Origin of the sequence: Paenibacillus sp. FSL R5-0912 (assembly GCF_000758605.1) — a bacterium.
Classification (GTDB): domain Bacteria; phylum Bacillota; class Bacilli; order Paenibacillales; family Paenibacillaceae; genus Paenibacillus_AQ.
Genome location: NZ_CP009282.1, coordinates 6,356,227 through 6,378,208 on the forward strand (window position 1 = coordinate 6,356,227; position 21,982 = coordinate 6,378,208).

General features: G+C 39.9%; 17 protein-coding genes and 1 pseudogene. 3 read left to right on the forward strand and 15 right to left on the reverse strand.

From position 1 onward, the window contains the following. Window positions 1-30 precede the first annotated feature (30 nt). The 5 genes from R50912_RS26755 to R50912_RS26775 all read right to left on the reverse strand — a co-directional run bounded on the left by R50912_RS26755 (window position 31) and on the right by R50912_RS26775 (window position 5,006). Complete coding sequence (locus R50912_RS26755) at window positions 31-957, reverse strand: ABC transporter permease (protein ID WP_042239162.1); 927 nt, start codon at window positions 955-957, stop codon at window positions 31-33. Between the two features lie 24 nt (window positions 958-981). Then, window positions 982-2,280, reverse strand: a complete 1,299-nt coding sequence (locus R50912_RS26760; protein ID WP_042239164.1) for a 6-phospho-beta-glucosidase — start codon at window positions 2,278-2,280, stop codon at window positions 982-984. Continuing rightward, window positions 2,265-3,254 (reverse strand): N-acetylglucosamine kinase, encoded by a 990-nt coding sequence (locus tag R50912_RS26765; RefSeq protein WP_042239167.1) that lies wholly within the window; start codon window positions 3,252-3,254, stop codon window positions 2,265-2,267. The genes R50912_RS26760 and R50912_RS26765 overlap by 16 nt, the downstream gene beginning before the upstream one ends. Window positions 3,255-3,274: 20 nt before the next feature. Next, entirely contained in the window at window positions 3,275-4,264 is a 990-nt protein-coding gene (locus tag R50912_RS26770) for a LacI family DNA-binding transcriptional regulator (protein ID WP_042239170.1), read from the reverse strand. 307 nt (window positions 4,265-4,571) lie between these two features. After that, window positions 4,572-5,006: a DUF6398 domain-containing protein gene (locus tag R50912_RS26775; protein WP_042239172.1), complete on the reverse strand. Its 435-nt coding sequence runs from the start codon at window positions 5,004-5,006 to the stop codon at window positions 4,572-4,574. Window positions 5,007-5,421: 415 nt separating this feature from the next. On the opposite strand from R50912_RS26775, the gene R50912_RS26780 reads away from it, so the two are divergent. Both R50912_RS26780 and R50912_RS26785 read left to right on the forward strand, forming a co-directional pair. Then, a complete protein-coding gene (locus R50912_RS26780) occupies window positions 5,422-5,682 on the forward strand; it encodes a hypothetical protein (RefSeq protein WP_042239176.1) in 261 nt (86 codons plus the stop codon). Continuing rightward, a complete protein-coding gene (locus R50912_RS26785) occupies window positions 5,679-6,068 on the forward strand; it encodes a pepsin/retropepsin-like aspartic protease family protein (protein WP_042239178.1) in 390 nt (129 codons plus the stop codon). The genes R50912_RS26780 and R50912_RS26785 overlap by 4 nt, the downstream gene beginning before the upstream one ends. Window positions 6,069-6,275: 207 nt before the next feature. Here the strand turns inward: R50912_RS26785 and R50912_RS35330 are convergent, their stop codons facing one another. The 6 genes and pseudogenes from R50912_RS35330 to R50912_RS26805 all read right to left on the reverse strand — a co-directional run bounded on the left by R50912_RS35330 (window position 6,276) and on the right by R50912_RS26805 (window position 11,288). After that, a complete protein-coding gene (locus R50912_RS35330) occupies window positions 6,276-6,395 on the reverse strand; it encodes a LuxR C-terminal-related transcriptional regulator (RefSeq protein WP_156123499.1) in 120 nt (39 codons plus the stop codon). An 11-nt stretch (window positions 6,396-6,406) separates the two neighbouring features. Beyond that, window positions 6,407-7,060, reverse strand: coding sequence for a hypothetical protein (locus R50912_RS26790; RefSeq protein WP_042239180.1), 654 nt, complete (start codon window positions 7,058-7,060; stop codon window positions 6,407-6,409). A gap of 331 nt (window positions 7,061-7,391) precedes the next feature. Further along, window positions 7,392-8,033 carry a hypothetical protein gene (locus tag R50912_RS26795; RefSeq protein WP_042239181.1) on the reverse strand — a complete coding sequence of 214 codons (642 nt, stop codon included), beginning with the start codon at window positions 8,031-8,033 and terminating at the stop codon, window positions 7,392-7,394. A gap of 405 nt (window positions 8,034-8,438) precedes the next feature. After that, a pseudogene (locus R50912_RS35335) lies at window positions 8,439-8,525 on the reverse strand (helix-turn-helix domain-containing protein); the annotation flags it as partial. Window positions 8,526-8,641: 116 nt separating this feature from the next. Beyond that, window positions 8,642-9,481, reverse strand: a complete 840-nt coding sequence (locus tag R50912_RS33600) for a TIR domain-containing protein (RefSeq protein ID WP_052416712.1) — start codon at window positions 9,479-9,481, stop codon at window positions 8,642-8,644. 229 nt (window positions 9,482-9,710) lie between these two features. Beyond that, a complete protein-coding gene (locus R50912_RS26805) occupies window positions 9,711-11,288 on the reverse strand; it encodes a recombinase family protein (RefSeq protein WP_042239183.1) in 1,578 nt (525 codons plus the stop codon). 876 nt (window positions 11,289-12,164) lie between these two features. On the opposite strand from R50912_RS26805, the gene R50912_RS26815 reads away from it, so the two are divergent. Next, on the forward strand, window positions 12,165-12,431 hold the full coding sequence (locus R50912_RS26815; RefSeq protein ID WP_042239188.1) for a hypothetical protein: 267 nt from the start codon (window positions 12,165-12,167) through the stop codon (window positions 12,429-12,431). Between the two features lie 132 nt (window positions 12,432-12,563). Here the strand turns inward: R50912_RS26815 and R50912_RS33605 are convergent, their stop codons facing one another. The 4 genes from R50912_RS33605 to R50912_RS26835 form a co-directional block, all read right to left on the reverse strand. Further along, window positions 12,564-18,341: a DUF4011 domain-containing protein gene (locus R50912_RS33605; RefSeq protein WP_052416713.1), complete on the reverse strand. Its 5,778-nt coding sequence runs from the start codon at window positions 18,339-18,341 to the stop codon at window positions 12,564-12,566. Between the two features lie 371 nt (window positions 18,342-18,712). Then, window positions 18,713-20,311 (reverse strand): recombinase family protein, encoded by a 1,599-nt coding sequence (locus R50912_RS33610; protein WP_197072991.1) that lies wholly within the window; start codon window positions 20,309-20,311, stop codon window positions 18,713-18,715. Continuing rightward, entirely contained in the window at window positions 20,289-21,770 is a 1,482-nt protein-coding gene (locus R50912_RS26830) for a recombinase family protein (RefSeq protein WP_081956672.1), read from the reverse strand. The genes R50912_RS33610 and R50912_RS26830 overlap by 23 nt, the downstream gene beginning before the upstream one ends. After that, entirely contained in the window at window positions 21,767-21,949 is a 183-nt protein-coding gene (locus tag R50912_RS26835; RefSeq protein WP_042239193.1) for a hypothetical protein, read from the reverse strand. The genes R50912_RS26830 and R50912_RS26835 overlap by 4 nt, the downstream gene beginning before the upstream one ends. Window positions 21,950-21,982: the final 33 nt, after the last annotated feature.

The window sequence follows — 21,982 nt, forward strand, 5'->3', positions numbered from 1 at the left end:
TGCACCCGGAAGCATTCGCTATAGTAGTACCTACCAGAGACTAACATCTGCCCGGCGGGCGATTGTGTTGGCTGTCACCAGCAGAATGACACTGATCACCGCTTTGAACAGCCCTACCGCTGTCGCATAAGAGAATCTGGCATTTAATATCCCGACGCGGTACACATAGGTGTCGATAACATCGGAGTAGGGTCGCAGGATTGGATTGGTTGCCAGCAGCAGAATATCCTCGAAGCCCGCACTGAGCAGACCGCCGATGGCAAGAATCATAAAGATGACGATAATGGGGGTAATGCTGGGGAGTGTAATCAGGTGAATTTGCTTAAACCGGCTTGCTCCGTCTATGGATGCAGCCTCATACAGGGTCGGATCAATGCCGGCAATCGCAGCCAGATAGACGATGCTTCCAAACCCGACTTCCTTCCACACATTTACACTTACCAGAATGGACCAGAAATACTTGGGTACCGCCAGGAAGTTAATGGGCTCCCCGGCCAGATTGAACCGCTCCAGCACGTAGTTCACCGTTCCGTTATCTACGGATAGCAGCGAAAACACGAAACCGGATACAATAACCCAGGACAGGAAATAAGGTAAATAGCTGACGGTCTGGATCACGCGTTTGAAGCCCATATGCCCGACTTCATTCAGCATCAGCGCAAGCAGTATCGGGGCAGGAAAAGAAATAATCAATTTAAGCAGGCTAATCACAAGGGTGTTTCGCATCACATTCCAGAACTCCGGCGCCTCGAAGAACATTCTGAATTGCATAAAACCAACCCAGGGGCTATTCATCATGCCGCCGAAAATATCGTATTGCTGGAACGCCATCACCACGCCATACATCGGAATGTAGCTAAAAATGAATACAAAGATAATGCCCGGCCAAACCATGGACTGCAAATCCAACTGACTGGTAAATCTCTTCCACCTGCTCGCTTTTCCGGCCGTGTTCATCCGCTTTACCTCCTCTGGACGATTCTAGTGAAACAACGGTAAAAACGGTTTGTTCTTCTCCAGCATTTCATCCAGCAGCTGTTCAGCTACGGTGACTGATGGCATGAGCGGATGATGGACCATAGCCTGCAGAGCCACATCCCGGTCTCCGTGAACAGCCGCCTCGATGGTGAGGCTCTCATATTGCTTGACCGCAGCCAGCAGGCCTCTGACGGACTGGGGAACTCTGCGCAGCGGAATCGGCAGCGGACCCTGCTTGGTGACCATACAGTTCACTTCAATCGAGGCATCGTCCGGCAGGAAATCAATAATTCCGTTATTCCTTACATTCAGCGTCTGGATATCGCGGGAATCATTATGAATGGAGCGCATCAGCAGCACTGCCGCCTCCGAGTAATAGGCTCCGCCGCGCTGTTCCAGCTGCTTCGGCTTCTCCTTCAGCTCTATGTTCCGGTACAGCTCGAACAACTCTTCCTCCACCTTCTTCACGACTTCAGCGCGTGATCCGGTCGTTGCTGCTGCTTCCTTCTGTTCCGCCAGCATCTCGTCTGTCATATAGTAATAGCTCAAGTAGTAAGAGGGAATGGCCTGCAAACTGTTCAGAAACCGGTGGTCCCAGGCATCAAACGGCACATTACTTGCCTTATAGCTCTCGGGGTAATCAATAAGCTCTTGCAGCTTGCTCTTCCCGTCAATCACGACATCGGATACCCAGTGCAGATGGTTAATGCCGACAAACTCCGCATAGATTTTCTCCATAGGAAGTCCGAAGAACCCCGAGAGCCACTTTTGGAAACCGATCGGTGAGTTGCACAGGCCTACGCTTTTGACCGATGAATATTTGTGGACAGCCTCAGTCACCATCCCGGCCGGATTCGTGAAATTCAGCAGCCAGGCATCCGGAGCCAGCTCCTCGATATCCTTGCAAATATCCAGAATGACCGGGATGGTCCGCAGGCCCTTCATCATTCCTCCGGGACCGGTCGTCTCCTGACCGATGACACCGTACTCAAGCGGAATCAATTCGTCCCATTTGCGTGCTTCCAGCATCCCTACCCGGATTTGCGTGCAGACGAAGTCCGCTCCGGCAATGGCCTCCCGGCGTTCAAGCGTCTGGGTCACGGTAATCGGCAGTCCGGACGCTGCAATCATGCGCTTGCTCAGCTCCGCAATCGTATGTAGCTTCTCTCTTCCCTCTTCAATATCCACCAGCCAGATTTCGCGGACAGGAAGCTCCTGATGATGCAGGATGATCCCTTCAATTAATTCAGGCGTATACGATGACCCCGCTCCGATAACAACCAGCTTCAATGTTTCCTCCATGATAATTGCTCCTCCTTACCCTGTGATAGATGATCAAGAACCTCATGATTCACATGCATACCGCTGCTTTCCATCGCCAGAATGACCGACCCTACAACCGGCTCCCGGGTTAGAATCCTTAATGTGCCATTCGGAGCCGCCTGCTTCACTCTTCGCTCAATGGCCCGCCGGATGATGCCCGAGCGGTCTCCCTTGGTCAGCAGGCTGCCTGCAAGCACGATATCGAAGATGTCCTCCTCCATGGCCAACCGGCGGATGGCCGAAGCCGCAGCCAGACCCAGCTCATCCCCTTGCTTGACCAGCAGCCCGGTGGCCACCGGGTCTCCTTCCTCTGCGGCCTGAAACAACAGCTCCGCAATTTGGGGAGGCAAGTCTCTGAAATGATCGAGGTAATCCTCTCTTAACTCTGAAACGGTGGTATAGCCCAGCAATTGAGTTAAGCGTTTGCTTAACACTGTCTCCATTTCTCTTCCGTCATCCGCCCTGAGGACGCTGCGGAACACTTCCATACTCAGATCATAGCCGCCGCCGAAATCCCCGAACCGGTAACCGAAGCCGCCGCATTGGTAGGTAGCACCAGCCGGATTTTGTCCACTGCAGTTCACGCCCGATCCGCAAATCAACACGATCCCATAGTTCTTCTCTGTACCTGACCGCAACGCATTCCAGGTATCGCAGGAAATCTCCGTCCGGGGAAGGCCAAGGCTGCCGATGATGGGCCGCAAAATTCTAAAATCAGCTTCTCTGTCTGCTCCCGCCAGGCCGAACCAGGAGTAATCCAGCTGATCCCTGGTCAGCCCTGAGGCCATAATGGCTTCCGATACAGCCTGCTTCAAGCTGTTCTCCGCCTGCTCACGGTTCAGCTGATGATTCCCGTTCCCGCCCTTGCCCGCACCAAGAATCTTCCCCTGTTCATCTGCAATCATTGCGTAGGTCTTACTGCCCCCTGCATCCACTCCCAAAAAATACTTCACAGATAGTTCACTCCTAAATTTCAAGTTAATCGAACAGAAGCGGTAGATTCACGAATGAGAAGCTGAGGCGCAAGCTTCGTTACCGCAGGCGGCATCACCTCCCCATGAATCAGCTTCAGCAGGATGTCAACACCGATATTGCCCATCTGCGCCTCGGGCTGCCTGACTGTCGTGAGCCGCGGGTAGAATTCACCGACAAACTGCTGATCATCAAAGCCAACCACTGAGATATCCTGAGGCACCCGAATCCCTTCCTCCCGCAGAGCTTGAACAACCCCAAGCGCAATAAAGTCGTCTCCGCAAAAAATGGCCGTCGGCAGCTTATCTTCACGAATCCATCTCTGGGCCACCTCATACCCGCTGCTTACCGTAAATCCGCAATATTCCGTGCCGAAGGGCGTTAACCCCGCTTCATTCAACGCCTGGACATACCCCCGTTTGCGCTCCGTTACACTGAGGAACTCCGGCGGGCCGCCGATATAGGCGATCTTTGTGTGTCCAAGGCTGATCAGGTGCCCGGCAGCTTCATATCCTCCTTGATAGTTATCAACGAGCACACTTGGAACATCTTCATGCTCGTACTGGTTATCCAGCAGGACCACAGGAATGTTCTTTCGCTTCAGCTCCTCCACATATTCCTTCTCCTCCAGCGGAGACAACAGGATAATCCCGTCCACGCGGTCCTTCTGGAACAGGAAGTTGACCCCATCATCGTCATTCTCAGCGATAGACAGGGCCAGGAAATAACCCTGCTCTGCCAGCTTCCGGTTCACCACGCGGATCACGCGGTCATAGAAAGAGTCGTTAAAGTTGGTAATCGACATCCCAATGACTCCAGTCTTGCCGCGTACCAGACTCCGCGCCGCTGAATTGGGCTGATAATTCAACTCCTCAATAGCACTCAGCACTTTCTGGCGGTTGCCCTCACGTACAGAGGGTGAATTGTTTAGAACTCTGGATACGGTCACTACAGAGAGCCCTGACTTTTTGGCTACATCATGAATGTTCATCTAAGCATCTATGCCTCCAAATTCAAAAGTTTAATCGATTTAACTTTTAGAGAAATAAAAAAGATTTACTCAGTATGCTAAACTTGCAGCCTGACTGAAAAATCGTACATTGTACGTTAGGTTTAAAATCACTAAAAACATAAAATCCAATTGAAAGTTTAAAGGTTTATACTTTACACAGATTTTACAACCAATTCCCCCATCCGTCAATCCATAAAATGCAGAAGGCTTAATATTCGCTGATTATTGAAAAATAGACCAAATGACGCCTCCATACTTGGACTGCAGTCACTTAGTCTATTCCTGTTTATTTTTCAAAAAAATCATCCGAAACGATAATTCCATTTACTGAGATGAGCTTGTTGAACGGATTATTTTGCTCAGAGACCTGTGTGGCAAACTCGCCTCCGAAATGCCCCATTTTGAACATATCGCGTAGTAACTTGGATTTCTGTGAGGTTGTACTTTGAGCAGCACCGTAATATTCACATATGTCATGCACAGAAACGTAAGGCTCAAAGCTTTTATCAAACAAAAAGTTAATCGTCCCAATGGCGTGAATAATGCCTGCTGCCCAGATTTCCAGCTTTCCGCTCATAAAAGGAACCGTCCGTTTGCGTCCCAGCTTTTCTACCATTTTGCAGGACAGCTGTCCATAATCTTCATCCAGATATTCCTGGCAGAACCCCCGCACTAGCTGCAGCAGTTGTTCTTTCTTCTCTAACATCTTCGGGTCTTTCATTCTCGGCCTCCCTATTCACAAATTCCGCATCCCCTCACCCCCAAGGATAAGAGAAGGCTTAAACGCCATCACCTCTGAAGCATGGCAGCTAGATTTTCAACTCCCCAAGCTTGTCGTCTGCTGAAGTTCTGGAATGCAATACAATTCCTTTTTTATGAGCGAGTTTCTCCAACCATTTACTTTTTTACTTTGCTTCAAATAGTTCTTCAAGAAGTTCATCTGATTATCATCTAACAATTGAAATAATCGATTAACTTCCTTCTCTGTTAAAGGGATGACCTATTTTTTTCTCCATTTAAAAATAGATCTTATTAACTATATCGCACCATATAATTACAATTGCTTCACTCACTTCCGTCATCCTTAAGCATCTATGCTATACTGAAAAGATGATAAACTAAGCGAGGTGAAGCCAATGAAGTGGGGAGAGATTACAGAATTACACCCAAGCCGCTTTGTACTGGTGGAAGCAATTAAAGCAACCTCAAGTAACCGCATGCGTCATTTAGAGGATATCGCAGTCATACAAGATTACGATAACCCGCAAGAAGCTTGGAGCGGCTATAAAAAGCTGCATAAGCATCATCCAAACCGTGAACTGTATGTATTTCATACAAGCAGAAATGATGTTGAGGTTGTGGAAGAGTTTTTTTCAGGAGTACGGCAACAGATATGAAGTTACACCTTCTGCATGGCCTGCCTATTGTTTCTTTGACTCTAACTCACCATGTTCAATCCATTTCTTTTAAAAATCTTTTATTTGATACTGGCTGTGCTGCAACCGTTTTTGATTCCGATATACTAGCTGTAATAGGTATCGATATTGATTTTATTAACGGAAGAGCCAAGCGGATGTATGGAGTAGGGGGAACGAGTGAAATTTGTTATGAGCAGCAGATTCCCGGCTTTTGCATTGAAGGTATCGATTTGAGTGATTTCCCCATACAGCTTGGTTCGATTCAAGAGCCTTACGGCTTTGATGGAATTATTGGCATTGATTTTATGATGAGAACCAAATGCCAAGTGGATTTTGAAGCGATGATTATCCAGCTTGAAAAATAGACCAAATGACGCCTCCTCACTCGGACGGCAGTCACTTGGTCTATTCCTGTTTATTTTTCAAAATAATCATCCGAAACGATAATACCATGTACTGAGAAAAGCTTGTTGAACGGATTATCTTGCTCAGAGACCTGTCACAACAAAAAACCTCCCCTCACCCCGAAGGGTAAAAGAAGGCTTAAACGCGTCACCTCTGAAGCACGGCAGCTATATTTTCAGCTCCCCAAGCTTGATCAGCTCGACAACCGCTTGCGAACGGCCTTTTACGTTTAATTTTTGCATGACGTTCGTGGTGTGGTTTGAAATACACCTTCTTGTTGTCAAGATTTCAAATCATGTCACATCCACCATTCTTGAATGTTCGTTCTGAAAGCTAAACTATAGTTGTGTCGATCATTATCATCTTTGAACACCCAAAAATCCCCAGTTATTTGAACATCTTCAAAATTGTCTGGGTCGATAATTCCTCCATGGTGAATCAATGTATTTAACCACCTCTCATTTACTATTCCGACTACCCATAAATCATATCCAAAGTCTTTAGCACATAAATACAACAAAGACACTATCATAAGGCTTAAACGATTAAATTTTGCAAACGGAGGGATAACTATACCTGTCAATTGAACATGTTTATATCCTTCATTATTTGAAAACGTAAACTGTATTACTAAGAGTTCTTTCTCCTCAGTTGCTGGATCGATCATTTCAACTTCAAATCTCATACCATTTTGTCTATCGTAAACTTTTATATTTTTTGAAAATATTTTAAAAAAACCAAGTAAATATATCACAGTATATAACTCATTATCTTCAAGGTTAGCAAAGTAACCACTTAATTTAAAAGTGTCATTTTGCTCTTCAGACAACGGGGGATACGTGAATTTCAACCTTATTCCTTCAATCGACTCTTTTGAAAAATATAATGAAGCATCATCTTCGTTCCATTGTTTTCCTACTTTCAGGCTTCGCAAAAATTCTGAACCATTCATATCCATCACCTCTTACAAATTATTGTTTTTCTATACAAATTGAACTAATGACATTAAATGAAGTCTCAATAAAGTGGATATATAGAATAATTTTCCCACAAGTATTGGCTTACGCTGCTTACCTGTCAAACTTATTCAAGCAGCTCAAAACAGCTTATTTAGCCATCACTTTCGGAATGTAATGGGTTTCTCTTCACTACCTATGTAATTTAGTAACTAAGGATATTAGCTATGGCTTCCGCCCATTTATGTTTCAATAAAATCACATTACGGTGGTCATTCTAACATGAATTTGATAAGCCCTTATTGTAAACATCTGCATAATACGTACTTATACGCGAAAAGCGATTAGTTTATAAAGCGGAAGAAGTTTTTGCATCTTTGTTACAATCTGTTGTGTGATTACATCCATATCCTGTATACCTTTGTCGTCCCACTTGTACAGGCAAGATAAAAATGATTCTCGACCATCCAGATCATATGCAGTGTAAAAGGATGAGAAATTTTCTTCTGGCTCTTCGTCGATAACATAGATAAATTCCTTATCTAACTGGTTATCAAAAATAATCCACTCAAACCCTTCACCTTTTAAATTTGCAATTTCTCGGTTTAGCTTATCTTTAAAATGTGGATTTTTATCTAGTTCACCATGCAAGTAGGACCGATCATGGGCTTTATGTTCTACGGCATGAAATAAATTGATCTCAAATCCATGTCTAGTGATTGAGAACTGTAGACAGGCATGTTTTTGAAAACCATAATCCTCTCCATATGTATTTTTTACATTTTGTGTTGCATTTATATAATTGACTTGTTTTGGTGACTTACCATAGCGTATCCCAAGCCATGTAACTTGTTCTTTATTATACGAATTCGGTCTGGCAGAAGAACAGATGTATGCCTCATCCTTATGACAATATAAGTTGAACAATTTAATATGTTTATTATAGATATGTTTGTGAATGTTAAGCATTTTTTCTTTGACTCGATCAGTTTACCCGAATACTCCTATAGTCCTAAACTCCGTCTCCTCAATAAACAATCGTGATACAGGAACTAATTGTTGAGAATAACCTGATCCAATGCCATTAGCATAGAGTGGCTTCTCGAGAATTCCACCAACAACCCCTTCAGCTTATTAGAAGCAGTCCACCATTGCGGTATATGATTTGAACTAATTTCAGAATTTCTATCCCAATTCAATAGAGATTTAAATGGTTGAAGAAGATTACTTTCACTAAATTCATCTTGTATAGTTGGAGCTGATAATGTACTTCCACTCACATTTATAAATATATCGAGGTTCAGGAAATTAAAAACCTTCCCTCGCCCCGCAGGGTAAAAGAAGGTGTAAACGTGTCACTTCCGAGCACGGCAACTAATTTTCCAGCTCCCCAAGCTTGATCAGATCGACAACCGTTTGCGAACGGCCTTTTACGTTTAGTTTTTGCATAACAGAGATGTGTTTTGAAAACTTGATAGGTGGGTTTCAAGCGTAAAAAAAATTCCAATTAAATAGCGGTTCAGTAAACTACCACTTTCTGTAAACTTAAAGGATTTTTCATCTTCCTCTTCAACTTATTACTTAATAACACCTTCACGTTTTAAGACACGCCCCAACTCGTAGAAAGTCTGCTCTATATTATCACCAGTGAAGCCTATATATTGAAGTCCATCTACATTAGAGAAGTCATCTAATCCTTCTTGCCTAAGCAAAATTGCCTTTTTAAATCCTAGGCGTCCTTGGAAAAGTCCTGCTTCGTGAATAACATTTTGACGTGCCCGTATCTTACCTTCATTTGTCTCATCCTCTGCTGTAAGAACAACAATCGCAAAAGCTGCTTTATCTAAGAATCCCTCTAAAATTGGAACAATCGATTCGCCTACATGAGTTTCGGACTCAAAAGAAAAGGAATCTATTCCATAATCATCGTGTAGAAATGTTTTAAGCCTAGCCCATAGTTTACTTCTACCATGACCAATAAACACAGATACTGGCTTTGAAGGTATGTCTTGTTTTATAGGATGGACAAACTGGGGTAAATCCACTGCGATAGGAATAAGTTCTAATCTTCCGATGATGGACTCAAGCGTTGTTAATTTTTTTTGGAATTTTCTAACGAAATTTTTGTAACTATCCATCCACGACGTTGCAATGGCATATGCACCTGTTCCTTTGCTATACTCCTCGGAAATATCCTCTACTGTAAAAATTGTTTTTAATAATAACCCGTTAAAATCGTCCCATTTTGTAAAATGTGGGATTAATGCCTTGTACGCTTCCTCCGAACCTATCGGGCTTTGAAGTAACTCCTGCCCTTCATTTACCCGTTTTGAAAGGCGATCCGCTGCCTCTTCTCTTGAGACAGTAAGTTGTAAGGGTTCCTTGGGCGGATTAATCCCTGTTGTTTTCTTTACCATAAGCTCATTTTACCCCTTTGGTATCCATAGTATTAGAGTTCCAGCATTCTGGATCATAACTATGATTATATTGGAAAAATAGGGGATATAGAAGAGAAAACACTCACAATGGAACATCTCATATCAATTTCCACATTCCATACTTTAGGAAGTACAGCTCCATTGCCTGCATAGATTTAATATCATAATCAACAATAAGTCTTATCATTGCACTATAAAAGGGGATTACTTAAGATCCCAATTGACCCAATGGAGTATAAATCTCCACTTCACCATCAATACTCACAACCAACTTCTCAATCAGCTTGGATATAACTATTCTCATTTCGTCCAAATGAGCGAAATCCAGATCAACAAGGCTTTCCAATGCTGCTCTAATCTCATCGTAAACTTTGTCCATATTGATTTGTTCTTCCTTATTCTGAGATGTCTTTGCTATTAAAGATTGCAGTGAGACAATCTCCTCTTCATACTGTTGTTTTTCAAACCGATATTGTTCTTCATCGATCTCCCCGAGAATGTTCTGTTTTCTCAATTCGAACAACAACTTACGGTTTCCTTGGATAGCCTTCTCCAACTTCTTTAGATCCTTATCCATATCAATGGCTGACTTCTTCCTCAAAATTCTTTCTTTACTTTCCGTGGTTTCTGTCTCAACGTTTATCACTCGCTTCAACTTCTTGCTCACTTCATTGATGACGGTATCTCTAAAATTGTTGTAAGGAATCCAGGCATTGTTGACACAGCCTGTCTCTCCTTGCCTTCTCCTGGTGGAGCAGATCAAATAACGGTATTCTGGACCGTCCTTCCTCGACTTCCCTTTACAGGTCACTAGAGAGGCCCCACAGTGCTTGCAAAAGATGATACCAGCAAACACATTCACTCGATTCCTGACGCCTCCACGCCTTCCTCCTCCACGTTTTAAGCGAATCTCCTGCGCAAGTTCGAACGTTTTATCGTCAATTATGGCTTCATGAGTTTGTTCGGCTGATCTTTCCCATTTTGCCTTTTCCCTCTGTACTTGTTTTTTGCTTCGGTCAGACATGTTGTTGATGTCATTATAGACCTTTTTCACTTCGTATTTACCAAAGACATTCTGCCCTGTATACACCTCGTTGGTTAGAATTCTCTGAATTGTCGTAATACCCCAAACTCCACCTTTCGGAGAAGGAATCTCCATATCCTTATTAAGGTACTGTACAATTGCCTTTTCCCCCATCTTTCGGGATACATATAAATGGAAGATGAGTTCGACGATATAACTATAATTTTCATCAGGTGCAAGAGTCTTTTTATCACTACTCACGATTTTTCTATATCCAAAAGGAGCAACACTTCCTGTAAAATTCCCTTTTAGCGCGGACTGCCTAATACCACGTTTCGATGAAAGACTGATCTGTTCGCTGAGTTTCTGATTCACTGCGGAAATGATCTGAAATTTGAGCTCATCATTATCCTTTAGCGAATCAAAGCCTTCTTCAATAGAAATCAATCGGATGCCTAAAGCATCCACCAAGATCCTCTTTAGGTTAAGTGAGTCAAGCGTGTCTCTTGAGAAGCGTGAAAGTGAAGCGAATATTATGGTACCAAAATACTTGGATTTGGCATCCTGGATCAATTTCTGAATCTCTTCCCTTGCTACGATGGATGTTCCTGTGTCACGATCTTCATAAGAATACTGTACATCTAAGTCAAGCACTCTTGCCTTTTCTTCACAGAGCCCCCTCTGGTGCTCAGGGCTGTCTTTTTGGGAGTCTTTTGTGGTAGATACACGTACATATATGGCTGTTACATTAGGATTTATCATCTGAAAATCACCTGATTCATCATGGTTGTCTGTCCTTAGAAGTCTCCCTATTATAGCTCATACCAGGATGTTTGGAGAGCACCTTGCGAATGGTATCATCAACCAATTCTTCAATAATTCTTTCAAGTGCCTTTTCCTTTTCAACGGACTTAAAAACGACCTTAAGCTGCACAGACATCACCTCTGGTTATGCCTATTACGAACTAAGATTGTCCTATTCCATTAGATTTCGTATTCTAATGTGTTCAAAGTGATAATGCTTTCCGCTGCTCCATATAATCTGATAACGAATATATTCCAGAGTAAATATGAAGTTAACTCAGTTAACCTGGATTATAAGGTAAACCCAAGTTAATCTTCATATAGAGAGGGGGTTAACATGGCATCAGAAACATTGGAGTTAAGGTGAACCCAGAAATTAAAGAAAAAGTCTCACATGATTGCGGTATCAGGACTATCCAGCAAGGAATGGTTTGAAAGCGTGATTACCTTATATGAACTTCAGACGTACAAGCAGCATGACAGTGCGAAGAAATATTTAAGTGACTTGGAAATCCTTCAGGAGCACACCTCACGAATTAATGAAATATTTTCCTCTTTAATCAAAAAAGTTATTTTGATGATAACAACTACACCTCAACAGAGATTGCAAAGGTTACCCTAGAGAAGCAGGGAATTATTGAAGAACTTGAACAACTAGTACAATTTCTGAACAAAGAATTAACTGAGGTCAATCGTGAATTATCAGAGACTCATAAATCGTGGAAGCAATTGGATGAACTGTGTAGTGCACAGAAAGAGACAATATTCCATCTACAATCTGAACTTGAACGTCAGAACGCTCGAATCTCAAAGTTCAATCAGGAAGAATTCGACATGTTGACCAATGAACTTAGGGGATTAAAACAAACGCTAGAAATTGCAACATTGCGTCATGAAAAAGAAATTCAAGAATTGATTGCTCAACACCAACAGGAAGTTATTGAGAAATATTTGAGCAATTCGAAATCAACTGGAGAAAGACAAAAAGGAAGGCCACCGAAGAAGGCAGTTCAGGAAGCGTCTTTGCCTATAGAAGTGCCGTCGATTCAGGAAAGTTCGAGTAATAACGCCTACAACAAAGATCATGATGACGAAAGGTAACCGTTCTCAAATATCAAAGGTGACAGCCTATGTCTTATAATGAGCCATCATTTTTTTAAATTGAGAAAAACAGAAAAATGGCACGCAAACTTATATTACGTTTGCACGCCATTTTTCTAATTAAACATTTTCTTAAACCAAGTACCTTATTGATTCTAGATAATTCTCAAGTCGATTGACTTCAAATCTCCGCTTTTTGAACCACTCTTGTGACCAAATTCTATAAATTTTCCATCCAAGCCCCTCCAAAACTTGCTGACGAAGTCGATCTCTATCCCGCGCGACTTTTGAACTGTGATAAGCCTTTCCATCGCATTCAATGCCCAACAGAAACTTATTGTCATTGAGTGGATCAACAATAGCTAAATCAATTCGATATCCTGAGCAGCCAACTTGAGTTTTAACTTTGTATCCCATGTCCGTAAGAACGTTGAATACATCCTCTTCAAAAGGTGAGTCAAACTCCATCTCTTCATGTGCTGTCATGCTGATCGGCAACTTGCCATCCATAGTGGCTTGCATATAATCCTTTAGCAAACGCAAACCAGTATTCCCGCTTACTTTTGTATCAGATAAATCAGATGGCTTTAAGGAACTAATTAACTTCATATGATATTTGGCTCTGGTAACAGCTACATTTAACCGTCTTTCTCCACGAGTTTTGCTTAATGGTCCAAAATTGTAATGCAACGTTTGATCAGCTGCCTTAGCATAGCCCACACTTAAGAAAATGACGTCACGTTCATCACCTTGAACATTCTCCAGACTTTTGATGAAAAACTCTTCATGAGCCCCTTCTTGAAAGAAACGTTCAAATAACGTATTTGCATTTCTTAGTATGGTCAGTTCATTCTCTATAGCAGAAGCTTGAGCCTCACTGAACGCAATCACTCCTAGAGATTGATTAGGGTGTTCTTTAAAATGCTCAATTACTAAATTAGCAATCTGTTCTGCTTCTTTTTTATTCGTTTTATTTCCGCCTCGATCGTAAACACCATCTTTAACATAAACAAATTCTGTTCCCAGATAAGGTCCATTATCCGAACTTGGGAAAGTAATCAAATTGTTGTGATAAAAAGCCTCATTCGAAAAAGTGATTAACGACTCATGTTTACTACGATAATGCCAACGTAAATTAATCGGAGGGAGAACATGAGCGCACTCATCCAGAATACTTTCATATGAAACTTCTTGATCCTCTTCTTGTTCGTCATCGAAATCTTCTTCTATCGTACTGCTATGGAAAAAATTCGTTGGAGGTAATTGTTTAGTATCACCTACAACAATCAACTGTTTTCCACGTACAATAGCTCCGATTGCATCCTCTGAGAATATTTGTGATGCTTCATCGAATATCACTAAATCAAACTGAATTACAGAAGCATCCAAAAATTGACTTACAGACAACGGGCTCATAAGTAAACATGGTTTTACCTCCATGAATAAAGGTGCTGTAAGATTTAAAAGTTTTCTTATCGGATAGTGTCTTTTTTTCTTTCCTATTTCCGCTTGTATGATTTGAAGTTCTCTACGAAACGCAAGCGAATTTATCGCGTGATTTCGATTTGATTCTAATCTTTCCTTTATACGGAGGACGTTCAACTGATTGCTCTTTACATCCAGTTTTCTAAAAGAAGTCACATCAGTATTCATTGCGTCTGCATCAAAGTCAAATAAAAGCGGTTCATTTTTATAAATTTTATCTAGCCAAAGTGTAAAGAATCTCTTTTGGAATAGATCTTTAAACGTGAAATCGCCAATATTCTCATTTTTTATTGCAAGCATAAATTTGCCGAGACCTAAATTAGATGCAATGTCTTCAAGACGTCGATATCTGATCCAGTCTTCCAAAAGATCAATTGAATCAATACGTATTTCCGAAAAGTGAATAAGATCCTCCAATTTGAGCTCAGAGAAATCAAATTCTTTGAAGATAACAGATACAGTAAAATACAAATGCAGATTTTTTTTTAGGTTCATGTTTTTTTCATATTCTTTTTCCGCCTGCTCTAACCACTCCATGATGTGGACTTTTTTTCCTTTTCCTTCTGAAGTAACATAATTCAGCAACTTAGACGGCATCGCCATATTAGCAAACAAGTTATGCCATTCATCCGTCCATGCTAGTGCATCAAAGATTTGTTCCCAATTCGTGTTGTACCCAGTGAATCGATCACCGAATACAACTTTAAGATTCTCCAATTCACTATCGATAATCTGTTTATACATTTTGACTTGGACTGCCATCTCTAATGTATTTTTAATCTCGTCGAATGTTAAGTCAGTGTCCACAAAATATGAGCTAAGTTTAGAGAATCCATACTGCCAATCTTCGACTTGGCGTTTTATTAATTTAAGTGTATTTCCAAATTCAGCATATGGCCAATATAATTCTGGACCTTCGTAACCCGAAAAGAATTTTGGCAGTGCCTCCCGATACTTTGGAATTTCTTTTTCAATGGTACTTAAACATTGCACCAGGGGAGTTACATCAACATGAACTCCCTCTCCACAGAGCATTGTTGTTTTAAATTCTTTAGTAATCTGAACATTACTTTTAAATAACAAAGTGAATTCTTCGATAAACCTAAAAAACTTATCCCATTCCGTATCATTACCTTTAAAAGAACTCCCCAGAATATTAATGTTATTTTCGAAACTTTCGTCTAGCTCCTTGGATTGTTGCTTAAGGATAATCTTATTTTTCAAATCTTGTTTTAAGGAAATCACACTCAGATTCATTGGATTCTGAAGATGACAACTAAATTCATCCACAAAATTAAAATACGCATCCACATTTTCCGATTCAATTTGAAGCTTAGTAAATAATTGTTCTGTATTAATCTTTGAAGCATCCGAACCAAATAAACTAATTAAATTTGGATACTCATTGTGAATTCGATTGATGATATGTTTCAAATCGGCACATATTTGTTTCAAATGGGCAAAAGAAGACGTCAGCAACTCGACTTTACCCGCAGGTCTAAGTAGTAGTTCTCTTAACGATACAGTTAGGCTACGTCCTTGATGCCATTCTACAATCTCTTTTGTAGTTGATAGCGCTTGTTCGATGGAAGACCAACTTGTATCAGACAACTGGTAATGCCACCCCAGCGATGTTTGAAATTCAGATTCCTTTTTTTCAATGGACTTCTTGTAATCCAATACTCGTTTTATGTTACGAACGTACTTTTGAAACGTATCAAAGTCTAATTTCTCATTGGATTTCAGATTAGCCCTTAGCCATTTTAAATCCTTTTTATAGGAACCATTAAAGACCCTTAAAAATGACTGGTATGGTCCCTCACACCGTTCAAAAATATCGTAAATGCGCTCATCATACACTTCTTCTTCAAATAATTTAGTGGATTTATCAAATTCAATTTGATATTTACTAAATAACTCCCTACCCTCTCGAATAGTCGTTTGTATACCATGATAATTATTTAAGTTGAACCAACTTTCCTGTGGCTTTGGAGATTTCTCGATAAATCGAATCACAATTTCTAGATTATCAATCAAGGAGATGTTGGTTATTTCCATTCCGAATAGTGACTCAAATTCTGTTTTATATGTGTTTAATAATTTAGTTTTACTGAAAAAATCCCCGAGTAATCCTTTCACCTTTGATTTTTGATCATACAAAATAACATCCTCTGTTCCTGATCTTTGAGTGTTTCTAAATGGCTCAACTAGGGACTCTTTAACTTCGAAATCAATCAAAGCCTTTTCAGCATTGATCTCTAAAAAAGATGGCTTATATTGAGATAACAAATCGCCTCGTAATGCTGCATTCTCTAAGTACTTTTCCTTTAATTTCATGGCTTGATTTAAAACATTTGCTAGATGGTTTACATCGAACCAGATCTCTGTTGGAGTTACACTTTGGTTTAGCAAAGAAAGATAAATTAACAACTGGTTTAGTTCTTTAGCATCTTTCAACTCGTGTATTCCAAGACTAGAGGCTATTTCAGCATAATTAGAGGCATTGGAGAGAACAGGCAGGATATCTTCGATCCCATTTATTAATGCACTTTGGGTTAACAAAAGTTCGTTCAGTTTTGTTTCAGGAATCATCGAAATAAACTGTTCATTTTCAATATATAGTTCGTTATAAAAATCTTGAAGGCGGCTTTCCTCCAATATATCTTCATTGACCTTTGTGGTTAACTCCTTTTTTTCATCAAGAAATGTTGAAAATCTCTCTTGATAATTTTTAGCATCATTAATGATCTGGGAGATATTCCCCCTATCAAACCAACCCACTGGAGGCATGGGAGAATGCTTAGCCATGTCCAATATGTTAGTTGCCTTCTTTAATTCATCTAGCGTAGAAATCTGTAACCCAGTAAATGATTGTATATTTGATACAACTTCAGTCGTGTATTCCAATTGATTTTTCATCTTTTCAAGAAACTTTTTCACTTTAGATTTTATTTCAAGCGAGAAGCTCTCGTCGTTATAGCCTTCCCATGGGTGAAAGTCAGATTTATACACAGTGGCCCGATAACGTTCAAGATCAGCCAGCAATCTATAAATTGATTCAAGCTCAGTAGTTGGGCTAATGTTGAAGTCCACTGTGAATTCAGGGACGTTTTGCAACCTAGAAAGTATTCCGTGTATTTCGTATACTGTCATGTCATACGGTTCTCTGGCTAAATGAACCTTTTCTGAATATGTATTTAGTTTTTCCCTGATGACGTTTATTTCGCCGTATACTTCTTTGGATATTTTCCTATTTGATCCCTGAATATTTAACACATGGTTTATTTCATCTAAAACCTGTCTTTTATTGGCTTTTTGACTATGCATCTCAATACAAAAATCTCCTAACCCTTCACTCTCTAGGCGACTTTTCACTACATTTAATGCGGCCATTTTCTCACTTACAAATAGAACCTTTTTGTTGTTTGCTAAGTTCTCTGCAATAATATTGGAGATGGTTTGGCTCTTCCCAGTGCCTGGTGGACCCTGAAGAACAAAGCTCATCTCATTTTTAGCAGCCAATATTGCTTGCTGCTGGCTTGAGTCCGCATCGAGTATATTGAATATTTCATGGGAAGGGACCTCCCGATCCATACTGGTTTCATCAGGAATTCGTGTGTGATCGAATGTTTGTTTTCTGCTTTCCTCATTAGAAACACCTGCAATTTCTCTGATCAGTGGATGACTTTCGATTATATTTTTATAAGTCTCCATGTCTTTGTACATAACCAGCTTGTTAAAAGAAAACAACGATAAATAAACGTCCTCTTCGACGCCCCAACCCTCAAGATTAATAATAAGTTCTCTTATTTCTCCCCATAATTGATTAACGTTAATACTTGCTGGATCTTCAGGGAGCTCAGGTAAGGTAATACCATGCTGCTCTTGCAACATATGTGCTAAGAAGGGATTGATCACAATCTCATCTTCAAACTGATTTAATGTAAACGGGGCATTCGCACTAATTCTTTTTAAGGTTACAGGCACCAGCAGTAAAGGCGCAAAGAAATCTGATGTAGACGAGAGCTGTGTTTCTTTCCATTTCAAAAGTCCAAATGATAAGTACGAAATATTTATCCCTTGTTCGTTCATTCGGGTCTTTGCAGCCGTTCTAAGTTTATTTAAGGTCTTATTATAATTTTGAATTTCTTCGGCAATTCGTTTCTTCTTCTCAAGTTCTTCAATCGCCATTAATTTGATTTTTTCAACTTGCTGAGTATATTGGGTAACCAATTTATTACAGTCCAATTGCTTTTCTTCCCCAACGAGTGACTTGTATAAGTATGAAGGGGTATCTAAAAAATTTACGCTATTGGTTTTCTTTGGCTTAAAATTGAGCAATGTGTTCCTCTTACTCATATCGATGAGGTTCTTTTTCCAATTCGCTATTCGATTTGATAACTGCTGTTCGATTTGATTGTCCATTTTTATCCACCTATTCGGTATAAAGTCTGCTGACCAGCACCAATACATTCAGCCAGTCCTATGATAATTAGGTAAATTGTACCACGCAGCTCATAGTAATAGAATACAGAATACTAGGAACGGTTAATTAATCATTACCTAAGAACCGAGCTACTTATTTGGACGGTCATTCGATTATAACTTTTGAAACTAAGAAGCCTTATATACCGTAAGGTTTAAGGGGGGACGAGCCCTTTAAAAACTCGGTTTAATACAAGCTACGGGATCGAAAGGCTAATAAAAAACCGAGTTTTTATTTCACTACTATTCTAGCTTTCAACCCAAGAACCGAGGTAGAACAATAAAAAGACTTGCTTCATTATAGAAACAAGTCACTTTATTACTGTGTATAATAAGTCATGCCGTGCTGTGATTCTAACATTCCCTATAGGATCAATGGTAATCTCTTGTACAAACTCAAATAATAAACCACGAAGCAACCTCGAATCGTACTCAAGCTTTTCTTGTTGCTTCATCTGTTGCCTCTTTAATTGTTCCAACTTTATTTGTTCCAGCTTGCCTTTAACGCTTTCTTGATTAAGTTGTAATTTATGAATTTGTTTAATTTGATTTTGATGCTGTATCAATTGTTTATCAACCACACTAATCTTGTGTTCGTAACTTTCTTTAGACAGTGTCAATATTCGAATAAGTGTCTTTACATTGTCCCTGATTTCTTCCATTTCTTCCACATACATACTATGGAGAAAAATAAACTGTTGATCAATTTCAGACTTGACCTTACACAGTTGGTCCTTATAATTTGAAATTGTTTGGCTGAGCACATCACATTTTCTGCCCAAGTTAATGATGTCATCTTCTATGCTCATTAAAACTTTCTGAATGATTACACTTTCATGTTGTTGTCTCAAATTTTTCAAAAGAAAATCAATTATTTCATGTGCTTTGCTCAATTCCACTCTGTAATCGCAAGAGGAACACCAATAAAACTTAGTTCCATATTTTCCTCCTGATTTTCCCGTGGTAGTTTTATCTTTGCCTACAAAATAACATCCACAAGTTTCACATTTAAGAAGATCCTTTAGTAAAAAACTCGTTTTAAAATGCCGTGGAGGAACCTTACCATTGACCCTCTTATCATATAGTTCCCAACATCTCTCCCACTTTTCTAATGAGATAACTGCTGGAATTCTATCGCTGTGTAGCATCTCCCATTTCGATCGGTCATTAAATGAATTGTTTGCTCGTTTTTTCTTTCTTCCCCGTGTCAAGTATCCCGCATAAAAAGGATTCGTTACCACAGCCCGAACAGCCTGGTCTGTCCATTTACAGCCATCATAAGAGTTAGAAGGCAATTTCTGAGCAATCTTATCAAAGCCAAAGTATTCTAAATACATGTTAAAGATATCTTTAATTAGCAAATGCTCGTGTTCAACTGCTTCGAAGAGCTTTGTTTCTGAATTATAACGATAGCCAAAAGGTGGTTTACCTCCACGCCACTTACCTTGTTTGAAAAAAGTATACATAGTATCCCTAGTCCGAATGCGGGTGTTATCTACTTCAAATTTTGAGTTGCCATCCTTGATTAGATCAACTAAAAGATCCCCTGAATCATAAAGACTTTCTGTACTCGCAATGATTACGGGAATTTTATATTTTTTTAAAGTTGAGCGTATCTCTTGGTGTTCACTTGGAATTCTTGCTAGTCGATCATGCTGCGATATAACTACAAAGTCATATTTATCTAAATGAGCATCGGCGAGTAAATATGATACACCGTTGCGTTCTTTCAGCTCCTTTTTCCTTGCCGAAACTGCTGTATCTAAATACTCACCAACAAATTCACATTCATATTTCCGAATAATATCTAAGGCCATGCTTCTCTGGGCATCCATCGTTTGCTTGTCTGTAGAATGCCTTCCGTAAACCCCCCCCCTCATTCCAGGACTAATCAACGTTTTTAAATGCAATTGTAATTTCACCATCCTTGATGTTTACTAATTCAAAAAACGGATGTTTTAATTCAATTCGGGGCGAAAAATCAGGAGGACCAATTTCAATTTTACCTACAATATCTTTTAATACTTCAGCTAACTCTACACTATTCATCTTGTCGAGCTTATCTTGAACGTTTAACTGTGTCCATATAGCTTGGATTCTTGCTGGAAACACCTTTATATAACTCTGAGTTCTCAAAAGTAACTTCTTTTGGTTCTCGTATTGAACTAATTTTGAATACTCTGTCACCATTTCCCTCTGGGTATTAGGATCTTTTTTGAGTATCCACTTTTCCGTAAATCCAATTACGTTATCGTTCAATATTTTCATTTTTTGTTCTAACTCTAAGAGTCTGATTGCACTTTCTGCATTCACTCGATTGATCACATCCATAAGAATTACGCTGTTTTGAGAACAAGCTATGTTTTGGACCCACTTACTTACTTCTTCTAAAACGTACTTCTCTAATACTTGTTGAGGAAACTTGTTTCGATAATGAGCGCTGCAATAATACATAACAGATTCTTTTCCAGCCATTGAAATTAGCTTTCTTTTTAATGGTTCATTACATGTCCTACAGAAAACAAGTTCATCAAGCATACTTACTTCAGATTTTTGCTTACCTCTACTCTGTATTAATCTTTTAAGTATCATCTGAGCTTGGTTCCATTTATCCTCGTCTATAATTTTCAATCGTTTTTGTTCAATTTCTATAATATCCTCATTGAATTTTGCTCTACGGAAGCCCATATATTCAGGCGTGGTGATATACTTTTTAATTTTGTTGTAATTGCTTTTGTGCTTTTCAATAATTCTCTTAGACTCTAAATTCCTAACAAATTCACTGAATGTACGACATTCAGTGAATAATAGTTCATTGAATATCCTCTCAATTTTTTCTACTTTTATTGGATCGGGTTGTATTTCTTTTTTTGAATCAAGGAAGTATCCAAAAGGCAACTTTCCCCCATGATTTTTCCCATCAGAGAATAAAGCAAGTTTAGTATCTCTGATTCGAAGTGCAATCTGATTCACCTCACGCTCGTTAAATCCAGCAATGATCAATTCAAAAAACTCCCCTGCTGGTGAATATTGCAGGGGGAGTTCATTACTAGCAGAAAAAATAACCTGAACGTTATATTTCTTCAATATTTCGTAAATTTCTAAATGCTGTCCAACATTACGTGCTAAGCGATCCCGTTTGTAGGCTATCAAAGTTTTTACATTACCTCGTTTAATGTCAGTAAGTAATCGGGCAAGATTGGGTCGGTCACTAATTTTATTTATACGTGCAGAGACCGCTATATCAATATATTCTTCATCAATTAACAATGAACGCTGAGCAGCGACAGCTTCAGATATGGTTCTCTGCATGGAAATCGAGTTCTCTTGAGATTCAATAGATGAGCGACAGTACAGGACAGTTTTCACAAATCCCTCAACTCCTTCTCTAAAAGGGTATGCTCATCCTCGCCCAAATTTGCTATTTCTGAGTTCAAAGCTTCTTTAAACATATTCACATATAAGGCTAACCATTTTTGCATTGCTTCTGGATCATGAACATATGTGATATTTGTTATTTTTATTTCGTTTACATCAGACTCCCTCATTAAATCCTCCTTTTTGTTCGTTAATTACCATTC